Genomic DNA, 18,893 nt, shown 5'->3' on the forward strand with positions numbered 1-18,893 from the left:
TATGAAACTTCCCCTGCGCACCCTGGCACTCGCTGCCGGCTGCATGCTGTTCACCGGCCAGCTCATGGCCGAGCCAAAACGTCCTGAATGCATTGCCCCGGCCTCCCCCGGCGGTGGCTTCGACCTCACCTGCAAACTGGCGCAAAGCGCACTGGTGAACGAAAAGCTGCTCAGCAAGCCGATGCGCGTGACCTACATGCCCGGTGGCGTGGGCGCCGTTGCCTATAACGCCGTGGTCGCCCAGCGCCCGGCCGATGGTGGCACCCTGGTCGCCTGGTCCAGCGGCTCATTGCTCAACCTGGCGCAGGGCAAATTCGGTCGTTTCGATGAAGGTGCCGTGCGCTGGCTGGCTGCTGTCGGCACCAGCTACGGAGCGATTGCGGTGAAAAACGACTCGCCCTACAAAAATCTCGACGATCTGGTTCAAGCACTGAAGAAAGATCCGAGCAAAGTGGTGATTGGTTCGGGCGGCACGGTGGGCAGCCAGGACTGGATGCAAACGGCACTGATTGCCAAGGCTGCCGGGATCAACCCCCGCGACCTGCGTTATGTGGCACTGGAAGGTGGTGGTGAAATCGCCACAGCGTTGCTGGGCGGCCATATCCAGGTCGGCAGCACGGACATTTCCGACTCCATGCCGCATATCCAGAGCGGCGACATGCGCCTGCTGGCGGTGTTCGCCAACGAACGCCTGGACGAGCCGGAGATGAAGGACATTCCGACCGCCAAAGAGCAGGGCTATGACATTGTCTGGCCCGTGGTGCGCGGCTTCTACCTGGGGCCGAAGGTCAGCGACGAGGATTACGCCTGGTGGAAAGCGGCTTTCGACAAGCTGCTGGTCTCCGAAGAGTTCAACACCCTGCGCGATCAGCGAGAGCTGTTCCCGTTTGCCATGACCGGCCCGGAGCTGGACACCTACGTCAAAAAGCAGGTGGCTGACTACAAAGTCCTGGCCCAGGAATTTGGCCTCATTCAGTAAGCCTTACTGACCGGTAACCGGGCCACGATCCTTCGCAGGCCCGGTTCAGGAGTGAACCATGCTCTTCCAACGCATTTTTGCCTCAGTGCTGCTGCTCGCGTGTGCCGCACTGGCGCTGATGGCCTGGCCCTATCAGGCGCAGTTTTCCTATGAACCCGTTGGCCCGCGGGCCTTCCCGCTGCTGATGCTCGGCCTGATGGGACTGGGGCTTGTCTACATGATTTTTCGCCCCACGCCCGTCGTCCACAGTGAAGACGACCCGCAGCTGGACCGCGAAACCCTGACCAAGATCGCGCTGTGCACCGTGTTGCTGCTGATCTTCGCCGGTACGTTCGAGCTCTTGGGTTTTATCCTTAGCAGCATCCTGATCGGTATCCCGATGGCACGCCTGTATGGCGGACGCTGGCTACCCAGTTGCGTGATCGTCAGCCTGATAAGCGTCGGTCTTTATCTGCTGTTCGATAAAGCGATGGACGTCCCACTGCCGCTTGGCCTGCTCGAAGCTCTGGAGAACTGATATGGATACTTTTGGCTATTTGGGCCAGGGCTTTGGCGTCGCACTCAGCCCGTACAACCTGGTCACCGCGCTTTGCGGGACTCTGATCGGCACGGTGGTCGGCCTGTTGCCGGGGCTTGGGCCGATCAACGGGGTCGCACTGCTGATTCCAATCGCATTTGCCCTGGGCCTGCCACCGGAGTCTGCCCTGATTCTGCTGGCCGCGGTCTATCTGGGCTGTGAATACGGCGGCCGTATCAGCTCAATCCTGCTGAACATCCCGGGCGAAGCGTCCACCGTGATGACCACCCTCGACGGCTACCCTATGGCCCGCAAGGGGCTGGCCGGGGTGGCGCTGTCGCTGTCCGCGTGGAGCTCGTTCATCGGCGCCTTCATTGCCACCTGTGGAATGGTGCTGTTCGCCCCGTTATTGGCCAAGTGGGCGATTGCCTTCGGCCCGGCGGAATATTTCGTGCTGATGGTGTTCGCCATCGTTTGCCTGGGCGGCATGGCTGGGGACCGCCCTCTCAAGACCTTTATCGCTGCACTTATCGGGCTGTTTCTGTCTACAGTCGGGATTGATGCCAACAGCGGTGTTTACCGGTTCACCGGCGACAACATCCACCTGACTGACGGCATTCAGTTTGTCGTGCTGGTACTGGGCCTGTTTTCCATCAGCGAAATCCTGTTGCTGCTGGAGAAAACCCACCGCGGCCAGGAAGCCGTGAAGGCCACGGGCCGCATGATGTTCAACTTCAAGGAAGCGTCTGCTGTATTTGTCGTGAACATCCGTTGCGGCTTGCTCGGCTTCATCATGGGCGTACTCCCGGGGGCAGGCGCAACACTGGCCAGCGCCGTGGCCTACATGACCGAGAAACGTCTGGCAGGCGCTAGCGGAAAATTCGGCCAGGGCGACATGCGTGGTCTGGCAGCACCTGAAACCGCAATCGGCGCTTCGGCCTGCGGCGCACTGGTGCCCATGCTGACTCTCGGCGTACCGGGTTCCGGCACCACGGCGGTGATGATCGGCGCCCTGTCGCTGTACAACATCACCCCGGGCCCGCTGCTGTTCCAACAGCAACCCGATATCGTCTGGGGCCTGATTGCGTCGTTGTTTATCGCCAACATCATGCTGGTCATCCTCAATATCCCGATGATCCGCATCTTCACCCGCATTCTCTCGGTGCCAAACTGGGCGCTGGTGCCGGTGATCGCAATCATTACCGCAATCGGTGTCTACGCCGTGCACGCCACCACGTTCGATCTGTTCCTGATGATCGGTATCGGCATCTTCGGCTACATCCTGCGCAAGCTCGACTTCCCGCTCTCTCCGGTACTGCTGGGGTTCATCCTGGGTGGTTTGATGGAGCAGAACTTGCGTCGTGCGTTGTCGATTTCCAACGGTGCGCTGGAGATCCTGTGGGCAAGCCCGATCACCCTGGGTGTCTGGGTACTGACGGCGATCATGTTGCTGCTGCCTGTGCTGCGCATCTGGCGCAAGCGTAGTGCTCAACGTCGCGCCTTGGCCGATGCTTGATTCAGGATTCAGGCACTGGTGGGGCACGCCACTGGTCGGTCTGGCCGGTGGCTACCTCGCCAGCCTGATCGGCTGGCCGTTGCCGTGGATGGTCGGCTCCTTGCTGGCCATCATCCTGGTGCGCTGCCTGACACCCTGGCAGTTGGCCGAGATCCCTGGCGGACGTAAATGCGGTCAGTGGATTGTGGGCATCGGTATCGGCCTGCACTTCACGCCCGTGGTCATGGAGCAGGTGCTGGCACACTTCTGGCTGATCCTGGCGGGCGCCCTGCTCACCAGCGTATCGAGCGTCATCGGTGTGTGGCTGATGCGCCGCAGTGGTGAGGACCGCGCCACGGCGTTCTTCTCCAGCATGCCTGGTGGTTCGGGTGAGATGGTCAACCTCGGCGCCCGCAACGGCGCCGTGTTGAGCCGGGTTGCTGCTGGCCAGAGCCTGCGGGTGCTGACCGTTGTACTGTGCGTCCCGGCAGCCTTCAAATACCTGATGGGCGAAGGCGCTCCCGCCTTGCAGCCCGCACCTGTCAATTTTTACTGGTTGGCGCTGCTGTTTCCGGCAGGGGCTTTGCTGGCCTGGATCTGGCAACGCTTGCGCCAGCCCAATCCGTGGCTGTTCGGGCCGCTGCTGGTCAGCGCCAGCGTCAGTATCCTGTGGGATTTGCACACTGGCCTGCCGGACGGCAGCAGCCAGATGGGCCAGTGGCTGATTGGCAGCGGGCTGGGTTGTCACTTCAACCGGGCGTTCTTTCGTCGGGCGCCGTCCTTTCTCGGACGAACCTTGCTCGGCACCGCGGTGACAATGCTGATCGCCAGCCTGTGTGCGCTGGGCTTGAGCACCCTGACCCAGCTCGATCTGCGCTCCATGACCCTGGGCATGATGCCCGGTGGTATCGCAGAAATGAGCCTCACGGCAGAAACCCTGCAACTGTCAGTCCCGCTGGTCACGGCCTTGCAGGTCATGCGGCTGATCTTCGTGCTGTTTTTAGCCGAACCCCTGTTTCGATACTGGGTTCGCCAGGACCACAACGGGTCATCTCTGTAATCCTGGGCACACCCGATGTCGCGGGTGTGCCTCCTCCCATGCACTTAAACCGGCGGCAGTTTCCAGTCGATCGGGGACAGGCCGTTTTGCTCAAGGAACTTGTTGGTCCGACTGAAGTGGCCGTTACCAATAAAACCCCGATAGGCAGACAACGGTGAAGGATGCACCGAGGTCAGCACCAGATGCTTGGTCGCATCAATGAGTTTTTGCTTGCTCTGGGCATGGGCACCCCACAACAGGAAAACCAGCTTGGGCTGCTGCTCGCTCACCACCTGGATAATCCGGTCAGTGAAGTGTTCCCAGCCTTTTTTGGCATGGGAGGCCGCATTGGCGCGCTCCACCGTCATTGTCGTGTTGAGCAGCAATACACCCTGCTCGGCCCAATGCTGCAGGCAGCCGTGGGGGGCGATATCGATGTTCAGGTCACGTTTGAGCTCTTTATAGATATTGACCAGCGAAGGCGGCGTCGGGATACCGGGCTGCACTGAAAAACACAGGCCATGCGCCTGGCCCGGGCCGTGGTAAGGATCCTGCCCCAGAATCACCACCTTGATCTTGTCCAGCGGCGTCAGGTTCAGGGCGTTGAAAATAAGCGGACCTGGCGGGTAGATCTCTTTGCCGGCGGCATGCTCCTGGCGCAAGAATTCGCGCAGCCCGGCCATGTAAGGTTTATCGAACTCCTCACGCAAAGCCTGCTTCCAGACAGGTTCAAGTTTTATACGGTCATCCGACGTCATGGCTACATCCTGAAAAACAATGGGGCGGACACTAGAAAAGCCCGCCCCCATTGTCAACTGCCCTAACGGCCCCGCCACCCTCCGCCATTATCGGGGCCCCTGCCATAACCAGGCCCGTGGCCAGGATGATAGCCTCGCTCGCGGTAGTAGCCCCGTGGTGCAGGGTAGTAACGCGGCCCCTGATAGTAGCGTGGAGCTGGCGCGTAGTAGCCACGCGGGTAAACATAGTAAGGACGGTAACCGCCTTCGTAATAAGTGACCGGAGCCGAGTACACCTCAGAGCGGTAGTAACCGGAACTGCCCGAGTAGTAAGGCACGCAGGCTGTCACAGATAAGCTGATGGCAATGATAGAAAGTAGGCGACGATACATGGCGGCCTCCTGGACCGCGAAAGAGCACCCCCAGCGACGCTGGGGGGCGACAAACAGCAACAGCGTCTGACACCTGTTAAGACAGCAAAAATGATATTCAGTGCCGTTGATAAAACGCGTCAGACCTGCAGATCCGACCAAGGGTGAGTGCCATCCCTGGCACCTCTCGCAGGTCGACCCGCCGTCAGTTAATCAAGCACTCAGTCGAGCACCGAAAAAGCACAGGCACCAGCGTTTGCGGCAGTGCACTCGTACACTATCAGCCCCACGCCGCTTTCAATCATTGTCCAGCTGTCAATATTGGCAAGACGCATTGAATGTTCATTCGCCGTACTTTGACGATACGACAAGTTGATCCGGGAGCGGTCCTGAGCTTTATATTCACAATATCCGATGCGACCGGCAGTGCCTTGCAGATTGTTCAACGGATAAAAAACAGCGCCCTCAAATGACGTCAGCCGCGAAGGTGACAATGCACTGGAGACCGCGATCCATTCATCCCCGGCCCTGTGGCTCGGCGCCGTGTAGACGCCCTCCCTGAGGGTCACATTATCAACACTCGGACAACTTTCGGCCGCACTTACCAGTGAACTTGCCGACAGAAACAGTGCGCACAAAAAAACATGAACTGACTTCATAAACAGACACTCCAGAAGATGAATTTTAATGTTGATATTTACGAACAGGCGTTGCCTGCCGATAACTTCAAGAGTAATCAACCAAGACTATTTAACAATGCCGTTATACGTAGCTACTTTCCGATAATGTTGCGTGAAGTTCTTTAACAACTAACTATTCGCCAATGAGCGGGTGTACACACCTGAACGACTCGAGCAACAGAACCCTGCGTACACCTCCAACAGCGATTACCATAGCTCGAGTAAACGCCTGCCCCACAACGGACATCTGAAATGACCACGCCCGACCTTTGCCCAGCCTGTGGCGCCCGTAACGACTGCACCCAGGCCAACCCTGACACCCTGGGCCAACCCTGCTGGTGCTACGGCGTGACTATCGACCCAGAAATCATCCGTGCCTTGCCAGTTGAACAGCGCAATCTGACGTGTCTCTGTCCTCGCTGCGCGAAAGTTCTGAGCCAATTGCAGCCAGCGCAAACGTAACACCTCACGTAAGATGTTCGGCTGTATTCCTTGTGATTGATCGCTATGCGTGTAGACCGTTTTCTGAGCAACCTGCCCCAGTTCAACCGCCAACAGGTTCGCTTGCTCATGATTGAGAAGCGCATCCAGGTCGATGGGCAGGTCATCAGCGATCCGCGCCACGAAATCAATGCATTCAGCCGTATCGAGCTGGATGAGAACATCCTGCAGGCCGGAAAACCTGCCCGGTACTTCATGCTGCACAAGCCACAAGGTTGCGTAAGCGCCACCCGGGATGCGGAGCATCCCACTGTGCTCGACTTGCTGAATGAGCCGGACAAGCATGACCTGCATATCGCCGGTCGACTGGACTTCAATACCAGCGGGCTACTGCTGATCACCAATGACGGGCACTGGTCGCGCCATGTCACCCAGCCGCAGACCAAGATGCCCAAGGTGTATTACGTCGAGACCGAGCAGGAAATAACCGATGCCTACATCAGCAAATTTCGCGAGGGCGTCTATTTCGCTTTCGAAGACTTGACCACCCAGCCCGCCGGGCTGGAACTGCTGGGCCCATTCAGTGCGCGCCTGAGTATCGTTGAAGGTCGTTACCATCAAGTCAAACGCATGTTCGGCTTCTTCGACAACAAGGTCATGCGCCTGCACCGTGAGAGCATCGGGCCACTGGTGCTCGACAGCCAACTGGCCCCCGGCGAGTACCGGGCGCTGAGCGAGCAGGAAGTGCTTCAATTCCAACCCGCACCTGCGAGTTAGCCAGCAACGGGTCCTACCCCTTTCTGTAACAATCACGGAGCACCATCAGTCAGACCGACGCTCGATTCACCGGAGTCTGACGCCATGATAAAGCCCGAAATCGCTGTGCTCGATATTCAAGGCCACTATCGAATCCACACCGAGTTCTATCGCTGCGACACCGCAGAAAACACCATTATTCTGGTCAATGGCTCGATGGCCACGACCGCCTCGTTTGGCCAGACCCTGAAAAACCTGCACCCCCATCTGAACGTCGTTCTGTATGACCAGCCGTACGCGGGCAAGTCAAAACCCCACAACCCTCATCAAAAGATGCTGACAAAAGAGCTGGAAGCCCAGGTGCTTCTTGAGCTGATAGAACACTTTGACGCGAATTATCTGCTGTCATTCTCGTGGGGGGGGACTGCAGCACTCACAGCGTTGGCAAACACACCACGGCGTATCGAAAAAGCGGTGATCAGTTCCTTTTCACCGCTGATCAACGAAGCCATGCGCGATTACCTGGAACGTGGCCGCAATTGCCTGGCAGCCTGCAATCGCACTCAGGTCGGCAACCTGGTCAACGACACGCTGGGCAAACATTTGCCGCCCCTGTTCAAGCGCTTCAACTTCCGCCATGTCAGCACGCTGGCCGCCCATGAATACGCGCAGATGCATTTTCATATCAACCACGTCCTCAATAATGACCAACCATGCTTTCTCGATGCTGCCAGGGGCATTGATATTCCGGTGTTGTTTATCAACGGCGCATGGGACGAGTACACCGTGGCCAACGATGCCAGGCGCTTTGCGCACCCCATCGCCAACAGCCAGTTCATCAGCCTGGAAAACACCGGGCACTTTCTGGACATGGAGCACAAATCTGCCAGCCACATCAGCAGAACCGCGCTGCTCAATTTTTTAGAACCTACACAAAGTGAACACCGGCAACAGTCCCTGTGAAGCGTTCCAGGTAACCCGGAAATTGAAAAAACACTGCAAAATTACGCATTTGAAGAATAAAACTTCTCATCAAGGCTGACATCTGGTACAAAGTCAGCCGCTCTGAGCGGGTGTCGTATAATGGTATTACTCCAGCTTCCCAAGCTGATCACGCGGGTTCGATTCCCGCCACCCGCTCCACTTCTTCAAGGCTTTCACCCCTCTGAAAGCCTGGCCTGTACAGCAGCAAACTCCCCCTTCGCGTTTTACAGCTTGCACACGATGTTCACCCGCGCCCCCTCTTTTTGACTCGATACATCGCCGTATCTGCATGGTGCAGCAATTGCTGGGCCTGCTCTCCGTGCTCGGGGTAAACCGCAATGCCAATGCTGGGAATGATGTTCAGCGTGTGATTGCCAATAAAGACAGGCTGGCTGAGGTTGAGGCGAATTTTTTCAGCCACGATCAGCGCATGCGATGGCAGTTTGAGCCTCTCCAGCACCAGCACAAATTCATCCCCGCTCATCCTGGAGACCGTATCGCTTTCGCGCACGCACAGCGTCAGGCGCCGCGCCGTCTGCTGCAACAAGTCATCACCCACCGCATGCCCATAGTTGTCGTTGACGAGTTTGAAATGGTCCAGATCGACATACAGCACGGCCAGGCATTCATTGTCCCGTTTGGCAGCGGCCAGCGCGCGGTGCAGGCGATCATAGAGAAGGTCGCGATTGGGCAAGTGAGTCAAGGCGTCGTACTGCGCCAGATACTGCAGGCGGGCATGCAATTGCTTGCGCTCAATGGCCGTTGCCACCTGGGTCGACACGTATTGCAGCAAGTCTTTGTGTTGCTCGGTGTAGCGCTCTTCACCCGGCAGGCTTTTGACCACCAACGCACCCATAGTGCCGTTCTGAGTGGCCAGCGGAACACCCAGCCATGACGGCCCATGGTCAGGCACACGCATGACGGGCTGGCCACTGAGCATGACCTCCTCACTCAGGTGGCGAACGGGCGAGTGCTGCTCAAGTGGATGATCGTCGACGTAATAGGGAAACGTCAGCGAACCCTGCTCCCGAAGTGCGACCGAGAAACTCACCGCGGGCAACCACTGCCCGATGAGCTGGTGCACACATTTGAACAGCGCCAGCAAATCCTCGGCCCCATGGGCAGCCTCCGAAATCGCAAAAAGAGCCGCCTGGCGTGACTCCGCCAGTTTGCGCTCGGTGACATCGCGGGCCACGGCAATGCGCATTTCATGGGTTTCAGACCAGCATGCAGACCATTGGATATGCACCACATGCCCGTCCTTGTGCACATAGCGGTTCTCGAAATTGAGCTTGGGCTCACCGGCCATGATGTCGCTGGCCGCGAGCAGCGTTCGCTCACGGTCAGCGGGGAAGACCAGATCGATCATCGACTGGCCTTTAAGCTCGTGGGGCTCATAGCCCAGGATACGTTTGCAGGCTGCACTGACATAAACGAAGCGACCATTGCGGTCCACCACACAGACAGCGTCAAGCAACAGGTCAATAAAACCTGCCTGGAGCAGGTAATTCTTGATGTCCATAGGGCAACTCGATGCCTCAGGGTTAAATGGAAACATTCATCCCTGACTCACACACCGCACCGCATTCCCTGCCACCTACGTCAAACGATAGTTCGTAACAACCCAGGCAGTGCATGCATCAACGCACTGATGGCAAAACCGATGAACATGACCCCGCACAGCCGGGTAATCAGTAGCTCATGACGCTGATAGAGTGCCCTGACATGCCCCGCTCCTACAATACCAACCAAAATCGCGTAGGCCATCGCCCCACCGACAAAACTCAATGCGATCAACCAGGGCAGCATTTCCCAGGTCAGAAGCTCTGCCCGGCTGGACAGCAGCGCCGTAAACGTCGCCACCGCCACGGGATACGCCTTGGGATTGGTCAGGCCGAAGAAAATCCCGTGAGCAAACGGCTGTCGCGCCGGTCCTTGCCGGGCAACGCTGCTGCGCTGGGCGCGCACCGCGCGCAATCCCAGCCAGAACAGGTAGAGCCCGCTGATCAAGCCCAACACATTGAAGGCGGTGCTGCCAAATTCACGCGCGCCCACGATGGCGATCAGCGCCGTGCTGCACCAGATCACATCACCCAGCAAATGCCCGCACAGAAATCCGGCTCCGGCACGTCGCCCACGGGCCGCACCAATGCCAAAAACAGCGAGCACGCCTGGCCCCGGGGTGATGCCATAGATAAAACCAGAAGCCAGAACGGCCAGTAACAACGAAGGTGTCATGCACACAGCTCCAAAAATCATGCCTCACGCTTTGCGTGACCCGTGAGGTCGCCCGATTTTGCACGTTCTTGAAGCGTCTGTAACCGCGTCTAGTGTCGACGCCCCAAAACATTAACCACCAGCCGATCGACCCAGCCCCAGATACGCTGTTTTACCCGTCGCCAGAGTGGTCGTGACTGCCAGTCTTGCAAGCTGACAGGCAGGCTTTGGGCAAAGTCCGCGTTAAAACTGGCGACCACCGCCTGCGTCAGCGCCGGATCGAGCGCCTCGAGGTTGGCCTCAAGGTTGAAGCGCAGGTTCCAGTGGTCGAAATTGCACGAGCCAATGCTGACCCAATCGTCAGCCAGCACCATCTTCAGGTGCAAAAAACAGGGCTGGTATTCCAGTATCTGCACACCGGACTTCAGCAGGCGCGGGTAATAGCGATGACCGGCGTAACGCACGGAAGGATGGTCGGTGCGCGGCCCCGTGAGCAACAGCCGTACATCAACGCCCCTGGCCGCCGCGCGACGCAGAGAGCGGCGCACACTCCAGGTGGGCAAGAAATAAGGCGTGGCCAGCCAGATACGTTGGCTGGAACTGTTGATCACCCGCACCAGCGATTGCAGGATATCGCGATGTTGATGAGCATCCGCATAGGCGACACGGCCCATGCCTTTGGCCTCTTGGGGCAGGCCAGGCAAGCGTGCAAGCCCGAAGTGAGTGGCGGGCTTCCATGCCTTGCGACTGATATTGGCGCGCCATTGACGATCAAACAGCATCTGCCAGTCCATGACCAGCGGGCCTTGAATGTTGACCATGACTTCATGCCATTCACAGGTGTCGTCACTGGGGCGCCAAAACTCATCCGTAACGCCAGTGCCCCCGACCACGGCCAGTTGCTGATCCACCAACAACAGTTTGCGATGATCGCGATACAGGTTGTTCAGGCCACGGCGCCAGCTAAGCGGGTTGTAATGCCTGAGTTCAACTCCGGCATCGGTGAGCCTTCGGCGCAAACTCAAACCCAGGCCCAGACTGCCATAGGCGTCAAACAGGCAGCGCACTCGCACCTCGCGCCAGGCGGCGTGTTCCAGCGCCTGCACGATGGCTTCGGCGCAGCCACCCGCCTCAACTAGATACAACTCCAGATCAATCTGCTCTTGTGCCTGCTCGATGGCTGCCAGTATCCGGGGGAAAAACCGGGAACCATCGATCAGCAACTCGAACTGGTTGTCGCTGCGCCAGCCAAACACCGCGCCGGCCATCTTAGCGAGCCGTGAAAATCAGTACCGCACCCACCGGCACTGAAAAACTGATGGCTGACAATCCAGCCAATTTGCGCAAGGTTTCGAGCTCCGGCTGCAGGCCAAAATCTTCGGCTTGCAGCATCAGCGGCTCCAGGGTTACGACCTGAAAGCGCCGTTCATCAAGGCGGGTGGCCAACAGTTCGGCCTCATAGGTGTGTTGTTTGCCGCGCAGGCTCACCGTGACAGGCAAGTGCAGTTCCAGTTGCGCACCGGGGGCAAGATCATTGATCGGTTGCAAGTCAATCTGCGCCGTAATCTGTGCTTCCGGGAAATGCTTGAAATCGAACAGCACGTCGCGCATGCGCTCATCACGCAGCGGTACGGCACTGTTGACCGAATCCATTTCTATACGCAATTGCGCCAGGCCTTTACGGTCGACCTTGCCGTGCAGGACCAAAAAGCGATGCACGTTCGCGATATTGGCATTTTGCGTGGAGACAAACGAAAGCCGTGATGACTCACCGTCCAGATACCAGTTGGCCTGGGCAGAAAGGCTCACGCCAAGGGTCAACAACAAGGCGCAGGCAGAAGAAAACAACACTTTAAGCATAAAAACTCATCGACAAATAAACGTGGGCGAACATTAACCCTGGCGAGCGGTTTTGGCTGGACTTTTTAACACAGTGTTAGGACGCCGTCAGACACCGACAGTTCCTCCGGGGCTCCTGTCATACAAGCATCATCCAAACGTCACAGGGGTGACATTGCACCTGCCTAGCCTGAAGTTGCACACCTCAGTCGATTGGCAGAAACCCAAGGCGGGCCCGGTGCCTGCACGGAGATTCGCAATGTCCCAGATCGTCCGTATCCGCGACACCGCTCCAGAACGCCGTCTGCAGGCAGAGCGCCTGATCGGGCCCGACGCTTTGCGCGAGGCCCAGACCCTGCGTTTTCGTGTGTTCAGCGGCGAGTTGAAGGCCAGGCTCAAAGGCGCCGAACATGGACTGGACGAGGACGGTTACGACGCGCATTGCGAACATATCGGGGTCCGCGACCTCAATAGCGGCCAGTTGGTAGCCACCACTCGCCTGCTGGATCACAGTGCCGCCCGAAACATCGGCCACTTTTACAGCGAAGAAGAATTCAACCTTCACGGCCTGGCCAATCTGCAAGGGCCCATACTTGAAATTGGAAGAACCTGTGTCGACCCTGCCTACCGCAACGGCGGCACCATCGCCGTACTCTGGGGCGAGCTGGCAGAAGTCCTCAACCACGGCAATTACCGATACCTGATGGGCTGCGCCAGCATCCCCATGCAGGACGGCGGCATCCAGGCTCAGGCAATCATGCAGCGCCTGCGCGAACGCTACCTGTGCACGGAACATTTGCGCGCCGAACCGAAAAAGCCGTTACCGGCCCAGGAAATACCCGCCAACGTCATCGCCGAAATGCCGCCATTGCTCAAGGCCTACATGCGCCTGGGCGCCAAGATTTGCGGTGAACCTTGCTGGGATGAAGACTTCCAGGTGGCAGACGTGTTTATTTTGCTCAAGCGCGATGAGCTATGCCCGCGTTATGCGCGACACTTCAAGGCGGCCATGTAATGAGCCGTTTGCGCCGATATGGCCGAGTGGCGCGTGTGCTGGCCGTTGTCAGCCTGGGGCTGGGCATGGCCAGTGCGTTCGCCGTGCTTGAGCGCTTGAATCTGAGCAGCACGATGGACCGTCGCCAGCGCTGGTCGCAATTTTTCATGTCTCGCCTGAGCAACGCCCTGCCCTTTCGCATCACCGTCGTCGGCCAGTTACCGGCAACGCCCATGCTGTGGGTCAGCAACCACGTGTCATGGACCGACATTGCGCTGCTGGGGCAACTCACCCCGCTTTCGTTTTTGTCCAAATCAGAAGTCCGCGGCTGGCCCGTTGCCGGTTGGCTGGCGGCCAAGGCCGGGAGCCTGTTTATTCGCCGGGGCGCAGGAGACAGCCAACTGATTCGCGAGCAAATGAGCCAGCACTTGAAGCACCCGCTTTCTCTGCTGATGTTTCCCGAGGGCACCACCACTGACGGGCGTTCGATACGTACCTTTCATGGTCGGTTGTTATCGGCGGCGATAGACAGCCAAGTGCCCCTGCAGCCGGTGGCCATACGCTATTTACGCAATGGCGAGATTGATGGGATAGCACCGTTTATTGGCGACGATGACTTGCTGTCACATTTACTGCGCCTGTTTAGCCATGAACAGGCCGAGGTCGAGATCCATCTGCTAGAGCCCATCGCCAGCCAGGCGCAGGAGCGCGCCGTGCTGGCGTTCAGGGCGCAGGAGGCGATACGGCGGGTGGTGACAGCGCCGGTGACGCAAACAGCTCCTCTGGGGGCGACGATCTGAACTGCCCTGTGTAACTGGAATAAAGGTTCCGCCCTCATTCCGGCACTGTTATGGGCATTCGTGGCGTTCAGGTAATCGAGTGGCTACAAATGCGTCGCAGACGTCACAAAACCTTGCGCAAAACTCCGTAGTCGCTGACGAGGAACGAAGGCTGCGTTCGGTTTGGTGCGCCACTGCGACGCGGCAGTCGTAAAGCCGGACACAGCGATCGTTCAGGTAAATCCCGGACTCAGGTTTTACGGTCGCTTCGCAACCGGACGCAGCCTCGCACGGCTCGTCAGCGACTACAGATTGAGCCGCGCAGACTTACACCAAACAGGCCGGCCGGTCGGCCGCTTCGGGGCGCAGTGCTTTTGATCTGCCCGCCCCTTCGGGAGGCCGAGAGGAGGTTCTGCGCAGTGGGCATCCCGGCATGGATGCCGGGAGAGCCGTGTTGGGCCAGGGATGGCCCGTCACGGCGGGCCCACGGAGCGGGACCGGAACGAGGGAACCTGAGCGAAGCGAAGGCCGTACGCTGGGGCGAGGACTTTTTGGTTCCTTTTTGGTCCTTCAAAAAGGGACTCGCTGTAAGAGCGAAACCAATATTCCAGTTAAACGCTGATGCCGGATATGTACTCAATACATCAGTAATAAAAACGGTATCAAACAGGCCGCAAGCGCCAGCCCAAGACATCAAGCATGTCACAACCGTCGCGCAGCAATTGCGCCGAAACCGTGGCCAGGTGTTTGAGGTCGACAGAATCGGCCTGCTGCACTTCGCGGGCGAAGAACATTTCCATCAACTGGGTGACGGCCAGAACGCGGGCGACGGCGTTGGCGTGAAGTACGTCCAGGGGAGCGTTGCGGTCGATCAATAAGGCGGGGATGGTGCAGTCGATAGCGGTGAGGGGGATAAACTGGGAATGAGTCATAAGTAAACCTCTGATGCTATATGTAATAGCCATCCGTTTTCGTCGCCAAACAAAAACAGGTGGCCGCTGTACGCGGGTTGGCGAACCGGTCATCCCCAAAACCCGGCAGACCCGAAGGTCTCCCACGTACAGCCGCCATAAAACACAGCGCGCAAAATACACGCTCCGCCATATATAGCAATTGCACATATTTTTGAAAATGTTCCAAGTCGCCAAACCCGGTCGCCTTATCGGCGAGCACCGACTATAGGCCGCGCACCAAGCCCCAGCAATTGCCAACCCTGTGCGAAAAATCCCGAAAAAACGTGAGCGTTAAGCAACGCGGGCAATCCCATGGCCAAGGGAAATCGAGTCCACATCAATGCACGTGTCAACATAGGGTTTTTGCTGCTGCTTCGCAGCAGATCGCAGCCTTCGGCAGCGACTACAGAGATCCCTGCCGGTAGCAGCCCGCTGCAAACCCCTGCAACTGCGGATAAAACAACCGGAAATCCTCACTCAACGGCTCATACAACGCCTTTAAATCCTGCATCGCCCCCGCCAGTTCTTCGGGTCGCGACAAACGCCGCGCAATCCCGTTGAACACCTGCTCCAGCACGTCAAAATCCCGGTACGAACCCAACCAGTCATGGGCCGCCATGTGCGGTGCAATACTGGCCAGCCTGCGCGGCAACTGCTGCTCAGCCACCAGCACGCGATAAAAATCCGAGGTAAAACGCTCCAGCGGCCCCTCGGCATACTGCCCCCAGTCCCGGGCCAGGCAGTGGTCGAAAAACACATCCAGCACGATGCCGGCATAGCGCCTGCGAGTGCGGGTAAAACGCGTCAACGACTGATCAACCAACGGGTGATTGTCCGTGAAGACATCAATGCTGCGATGCAGTTGAATCCCGTGTTCAATCTCGGGGCTGTACTGACCGTGCAGCCGACCTTTGACGAAATCGCCATAAAGACTGCCGAGTAATTCTTCAGGGCGCTGGCCGCCCAGGTGCAGATGTGCGAGATAATTCATGGCGCGCAGTTTAGCACTGCCACACCAATATCGTTATAACCCGATATACCGATTTGAACCGACCTAAGATCAAATCCATATTTGTATATCGCGATATAACGATTTAAAGTTCGCCTCATCGCGATATAACGTTGTACCCATTGAGCACTGCCACCATGCCGATCGACCTCGACGAAATAATAAAAGCCCTGGCACACCCAGTACGCCGAGAAATTCTCAACGCACTCAAAAACCCTGATGCTTCGTTCCCTGACCAAATCCACTCCACCGAACACGGTGTGTGCGCCGGGCAGTTTGATCAACTCTGCGGCCTGTCGCAGTCGACGGTCTCTGCCCACCTGGCAACGCTGCAACGAGCGGGCCTGATTACCAGTCAGAAGCACGGCCAGTGGCACTTCTTCAAACGTAATGAGGAAACCATCAAGGTCTTCCTCGAAAAAATCAGCCAAGAGCTTTAACAAGGACTTCCATGCCACTCTCGCTACTCATTCTGGCGCTCAGCGCTTTCGCCATCGGGACCACCGAGTTCGTGATCATGGGCTTGCTGCCTGATGTAGCAGCCGATCTTGGCGTATCGATCCCGGGTGCGGGTTGGCTGGTGACCGGTTACGCGCTGGGCGTGGCCATCGGTGCTCCGTTCATGGCACTGGCCACGGCCAAGTTGCCGCGCAAAGCCGCTCTCGTCGCCTTGATGGTGATCTTTATCATCGGCAACCTGCTCTGTGCCCTGGCCAGTGATTACAACGTGCTGATGTTTGCCCGTGTCGTTACAGCCTTGTGTCACGGTGCGTTCTTCGGCATCGGCTCGGTCGTGGCTGCAGGCCTGGTACCTGCCAACAAGCGCGCTTCGGCGGTAGCACTGATGTTTACCGGCCTGACCCTGGCCAACGTGCTGGGCGTTCCCTTGGGCACCGCTCTGGGGCAGGCCGCAGGATGGCGTTCAACGTTTTTTGCAGTCACCGTGATTGGTGTCGTGGCGCTGATCGGCCTGATCCGCTTTCTGCCCGCCAAGCGTGACGAAGAAAAGCTCGACATGCGTGCCGAACTGGCCGCACTCAAAGGCGCCGGGATCTGGCTTTCCCTGAGCATGACTGCGCTGTTTTCCGCGTCCATGTTCACCCTGTTCACTTACGTAGCGCCCCTGCTCGGTGATGTCACCGGCGTATCGCCAAGCGGCGTGACCTGGACCTTGCTGCTGATCGGCCTTGGCCTGACGGTAGGCAACATCATCGGGGGCAAGCTGGCGGACAAGCGCCTGGCCGCTACATTGATCGGTGTTTTTATCGCGATGGCCGTGATGTCGACCGTACTGACCTGGACCAGCGTCGCCGTGATCCCGACCGAAATAACCCTGTTCCTGTGGGCCGCCGCTTCGTTTGCCGCCGTACCGGCGCTGCAAATCAACGTCGTGACCTTCGGCAAGGCCGCACCCAACCTGGTTTCAACCTTGAACATCGGCGCTTTCAACGTCGGTAATGCGCTGGGCGCCTGGGTCGGCGGCAGTGTCATCGCCCACGGTTTCGGCCTGACCAGCGTTCCCCTGGCTGCTGCAGCGCTGGCGATTCTGGCACTGCTGGTCACCCTGATTACTTTTCGCCAGAACGGTAATGCCGAGCTGGCAACTGCCACACATTGATCCCTGAGAGGGCTGCATAAATGACCACGATTTTTGATCCGATCAAGCTGGGTGATCTTGAACTGCCCAACCGCATCATCATGGCTCCGCTAACCCGCTGCCGCGCCGATGAAGGTCGGGTTCCCAATGCGCTGATGGCTGAATACTACGTTCAGCGCGCCTCTGCGGGCTTGATTCTGAGCGAAGCAACTTCGGTGACGCCGATGGGCGTCGGCTACCCCGACACCCCAGGAATCTGGTCCAACGACCAGGTCCGCGGCTGGACCAACATCACCAAGGCAGTACACGCTGCCGGTGGCCGGATCGCTCTGCAGTTGTGGCATGTCGGGCGCATCTCGCACCCGATGTACCTGAACGGCGAAGCGCCAGTCGCCCCAAGCGCCATTGCCGCCAAAGGCCATGTCAGCCTGGTTCGCCCCAAGGTTGAATACCCGACACCTCGCGCACTGGAAACGGCCGAGATCGCCGATGTTGTAGAGGCCTACCGCACAGGCGCAGAAAACGCCAAGGCTGCCGGCTTTGATGGTGTAGAGATTCATGGCGCGAATGGCTACCTGCTCGATCAGTTCCTGCAAAGCAGCACCAACAAGCGCACCGACCAGTACGGTGGCAGCGTAGAGAATCGCGCTCGCCTGTTGCTTGAAGTCACCGACGCAGCCATCGAAGTCTGGGGTGCTGGCCGGGTTGGCGTGCATCTGTCGCCACGGGCCGACCTGCACGATATGGGTGACGACAACCTGGCTGAAACCTTTGGTTATGTAGCCCGCGAACTGGGCAAACGTGGCATTGCGTATATCTGCGCCCGTGAGCACGAAGCAGCAGACAGCCTCGGCCCACAACTCAAGCAAGCCTTTGGTGGCCCATACATCGCCAACGAAAGCTTCACCAAGGACAGCGCCAATGCATGGCTCGCTGCGGGCAAGGCAGATGCCGTAGCCTTCGGCGTACCTTTTATCGCCAACCCGGACTTGCCTGCACGCCTGAAGGCCGATGCGCCACTCAATGAAGCACACCCTGAAACCTTTTATGTGAAAGGTCCTGTGGGCTATATCGACTATCCAGCGCTGTAAGTACTGAACCGTCGGCCTGCAGAAACAGGCTGGCTGGCACCACAACGCAAAACGCCCGAGGTCTGTGACCTTGGGCGTTTTGCGTTGCACGATTCGGTAAAGCGTTTTTCGCGAGTCTTGAGGCTCTAAAGCAGCACACCCGGTTATTATTCAGGCAAAAAAAAGGGGCGGTTTGACCCGCCCACATTTTTTCCCTAGTCCCTTTTTTCCTTCTCATCATCCTGATGAATCGCATCCCGCGATGTCCGTCTGCGTTCTTCCTTGAGCGCCGTGTCGATCCGTCGACACAATTCAAATACTAGAGTTTTATAGGATTGCTGCAAGCGCATCAGTTATAGATTTTTATTACGCAGCCTCTTTGGATTTGTATTAAAAAACCTTATTTTTCATTGAGTTATGAAAACAATGAAGTAAG

At 58.1% G+C, this 18,893-nt stretch carries 21 protein-coding genes and 1 tRNA gene; 13 read left to right on the plus strand and 9 right to left on the minus strand.

Annotation, left to right across the window (positions count from 1 at the left end; genetic code table 11):
• Position 1 precedes the first annotated feature (1 nt).
• The 4 genes from V6P94_RS21945 to V6P94_RS21960 are packed head-to-tail and all read left to right on the plus strand — an operon-like array spanning position 2 to position 4,051.
• Positions 2 to 979, plus strand: a complete 978-nt coding sequence (locus tag V6P94_RS21945) for a tripartite tricarboxylate transporter substrate binding protein (RefSeq protein WP_133077686.1) — start codon at positions 2 to 4, stop codon at positions 977 to 979.
• 58 nt (positions 980 to 1,037) lie between these two features.
• On the plus strand, positions 1,038 to 1,496 hold the full coding sequence (locus tag V6P94_RS21950; protein WP_133077687.1) for a tripartite tricarboxylate transporter TctB family protein: 459 nt from the start codon (positions 1,038 to 1,040) through the stop codon (positions 1,494 to 1,496).
• A 1-nt stretch (position 1,497) separates the two neighbouring features.
• Positions 1,498 to 3,012, plus strand: coding sequence for a tripartite tricarboxylate transporter permease (locus V6P94_RS21955; RefSeq protein ID WP_133077688.1), 1,515 nt, complete (start codon positions 1,498 to 1,500; stop codon positions 3,010 to 3,012).
• Positions 3,005 to 4,051 carry an AbrB family transcriptional regulator gene (locus V6P94_RS21960; protein WP_326397464.1) on the plus strand — a complete coding sequence of 349 codons (1,047 nt, stop codon included), beginning with the start codon at positions 3,005 to 3,007 and terminating at the stop codon, positions 4,049 to 4,051. The genes V6P94_RS21955 and V6P94_RS21960 overlap by 8 nt, the downstream gene beginning before the upstream one ends.
• 44 nt (positions 4,052 to 4,095) lie before the next feature.
• Here the strand turns inward: V6P94_RS21960 and ung are convergent, their stop codons facing one another.
• From ung to V6P94_RS21975, 3 genes are all read right to left on the minus strand, one after another.
• Complete coding sequence (gene ung, locus V6P94_RS21965; protein WP_133077690.1) at positions 4,096 to 4,788, minus strand: uracil-DNA glycosylase; 693 nt, start codon at positions 4,786 to 4,788, stop codon at positions 4,096 to 4,098.
• Between the two features lie 62 nt (positions 4,789 to 4,850).
• The gene (locus V6P94_RS21970; protein WP_219262926.1) at positions 4,851 to 5,159 is read right to left on the minus strand and encodes a hypothetical protein; all 309 of its coding nucleotides are present in this window, start codon (positions 5,157 to 5,159) and stop codon (positions 4,851 to 4,853) included.
• Between the two features lie 200 nt (positions 5,160 to 5,359).
• Positions 5,360 to 5,797 carry a DUF3757 domain-containing protein gene (locus V6P94_RS21975; RefSeq protein WP_133077692.1) on the minus strand — a complete coding sequence of 146 codons (438 nt, stop codon included), beginning with the start codon at positions 5,795 to 5,797 and terminating at the stop codon, positions 5,360 to 5,362.
• 273 nt (positions 5,798 to 6,070) lie between these two features.
• On the opposite strand from V6P94_RS21975, the gene V6P94_RS21980 reads away from it, so the two are divergent.
• From V6P94_RS21980 to V6P94_RS21995, 4 genes are all read left to right on the plus strand, one after another.
• Positions 6,071 to 6,280 carry a cysteine-rich CWC family protein gene (locus V6P94_RS21980; protein WP_133077693.1) on the plus strand — a complete coding sequence of 70 codons (210 nt, stop codon included), beginning with the start codon at positions 6,071 to 6,073 and terminating at the stop codon, positions 6,278 to 6,280.
• A gap of 45 nt (positions 6,281 to 6,325) precedes the next feature.
• Entirely contained in the window at positions 6,326 to 7,036 is a 711-nt protein-coding gene (locus V6P94_RS21985) for a pseudouridine synthase (RefSeq protein WP_133077694.1), read from the plus strand.
• Between the two features lie 84 nt (positions 7,037 to 7,120).
• Positions 7,121 to 7,978: an alpha/beta hydrolase gene (locus V6P94_RS21990; RefSeq protein ID WP_326397461.1), complete on the plus strand. Its 858-nt coding sequence runs from the start codon at positions 7,121 to 7,123 to the stop codon at positions 7,976 to 7,978.
• A 106-nt stretch (positions 7,979 to 8,084) separates the two neighbouring features.
• Positions 8,085 to 8,158: transfer RNA gene (locus tag V6P94_RS21995), tRNA-Gly, on the plus strand.
• Positions 8,159 to 8,243: 85 nt separating this feature from the next.
• Here V6P94_RS21995 and V6P94_RS22000 read toward each other — a convergent pair.
• The 4 genes from V6P94_RS22000 to V6P94_RS22015 form a co-directional block, all read right to left on the minus strand.
• Positions 8,244 to 9,521: a diguanylate cyclase domain-containing protein gene (locus tag V6P94_RS22000; protein ID WP_133077696.1), complete on the minus strand. Its 1,278-nt coding sequence runs from the start codon at positions 9,519 to 9,521 to the stop codon at positions 8,244 to 8,246.
• Positions 9,522 to 9,601: 80 nt separating this feature from the next.
• Entirely contained in the window at positions 9,602 to 10,237 is a 636-nt protein-coding gene (locus V6P94_RS22005; RefSeq protein ID WP_133077697.1) for a LysE family translocator, read from the minus strand.
• A gap of 89 nt (positions 10,238 to 10,326) precedes the next feature.
• Positions 10,327 to 11,484 carry a phosphatidylserine/phosphatidylglycerophosphate/cardiolipin synthase family protein gene (locus tag V6P94_RS22010; protein WP_326397460.1) on the minus strand — a complete coding sequence of 386 codons (1,158 nt, stop codon included), beginning with the start codon at positions 11,482 to 11,484 and terminating at the stop codon, positions 10,327 to 10,329.
• A 1-nt stretch (position 11,485) separates the two neighbouring features.
• Positions 11,486 to 12,076 carry a YceI family protein gene (locus V6P94_RS22015; RefSeq protein WP_133077699.1) on the minus strand — a complete coding sequence of 197 codons (591 nt, stop codon included), beginning with the start codon at positions 12,074 to 12,076 and terminating at the stop codon, positions 11,486 to 11,488.
• A 238-nt stretch (positions 12,077 to 12,314) separates the two neighbouring features.
• Here V6P94_RS22015 and olsB point away from each other — a divergent pair, with 238 nt between their 5' ends.
• Positions 12,315 to 13,070: an L-ornithine N(alpha)-acyltransferase gene (olsB, locus tag V6P94_RS22020; protein ID WP_338648691.1), complete on the plus strand. Its 756-nt coding sequence runs from the start codon at positions 12,315 to 12,317 to the stop codon at positions 13,068 to 13,070.
• The gene (locus tag V6P94_RS22025; protein WP_326397459.1) at positions 13,070 to 13,849 is read left to right on the plus strand and encodes a lysophospholipid acyltransferase family protein; all 780 of its coding nucleotides are present in this window, start codon (positions 13,070 to 13,072) and stop codon (positions 13,847 to 13,849) included. Before olsB ends, V6P94_RS22025 begins: the two co-directional genes overlap by 1 nt.
• Positions 13,850 to 14,490: 641 nt before the next feature.
• Here V6P94_RS22025 and V6P94_RS22030 read toward each other — a convergent pair.
• Both V6P94_RS22030 and V6P94_RS22035 read right to left on the minus strand, forming a co-directional pair.
• Positions 14,491 to 14,760 carry a short-chain dehydrogenase gene (locus V6P94_RS22030; protein WP_326397457.1) on the minus strand — a complete coding sequence of 90 codons (270 nt, stop codon included), beginning with the start codon at positions 14,758 to 14,760 and terminating at the stop codon, positions 14,491 to 14,493.
• A 424-nt stretch (positions 14,761 to 15,184) separates the two neighbouring features.
• Positions 15,185 to 15,772 carry an ACP phosphodiesterase gene (locus V6P94_RS22035; protein ID WP_133077704.1) on the minus strand — a complete coding sequence of 196 codons (588 nt, stop codon included), beginning with the start codon at positions 15,770 to 15,772 and terminating at the stop codon, positions 15,185 to 15,187.
• A 155-nt stretch (positions 15,773 to 15,927) separates the two neighbouring features.
• On the opposite strand from V6P94_RS22035, the gene V6P94_RS22040 reads away from it, so the two are divergent.
• Genes V6P94_RS22040 through V6P94_RS22050 form a run of 3 tightly spaced genes read left to right on the plus strand, consistent with a single transcriptional unit; the run spans position 15,928 to position 18,478 of the window.
• Positions 15,928 to 16,230, plus strand: coding sequence for a helix-turn-helix transcriptional regulator (locus V6P94_RS22040; RefSeq protein WP_019822239.1), 303 nt, complete (start codon positions 15,928 to 15,930; stop codon positions 16,228 to 16,230).
• A gap of 11 nt (positions 16,231 to 16,241) precedes the next feature.
• Positions 16,242 to 17,408, plus strand: coding sequence for an MFS transporter (locus V6P94_RS22045; RefSeq protein ID WP_133077705.1), 1,167 nt, complete (start codon positions 16,242 to 16,244; stop codon positions 17,406 to 17,408).
• Between the two features lie 20 nt (positions 17,409 to 17,428).
• Entirely contained in the window at positions 17,429 to 18,478 is a 1,050-nt protein-coding gene (locus V6P94_RS22050; protein WP_133077706.1) for an alkene reductase, read from the plus strand.
• Positions 18,479 to 18,893 lie beyond the last annotated feature (415 nt).

Source organism: Pseudomonas sp. ML2-2023-3, from assembly GCF_037055275.1.
In the GTDB taxonomy this organism is placed as follows: Bacteria; Pseudomonadota; Gammaproteobacteria; order Pseudomonadales; family Pseudomonadaceae; genus Aquipseudomonas.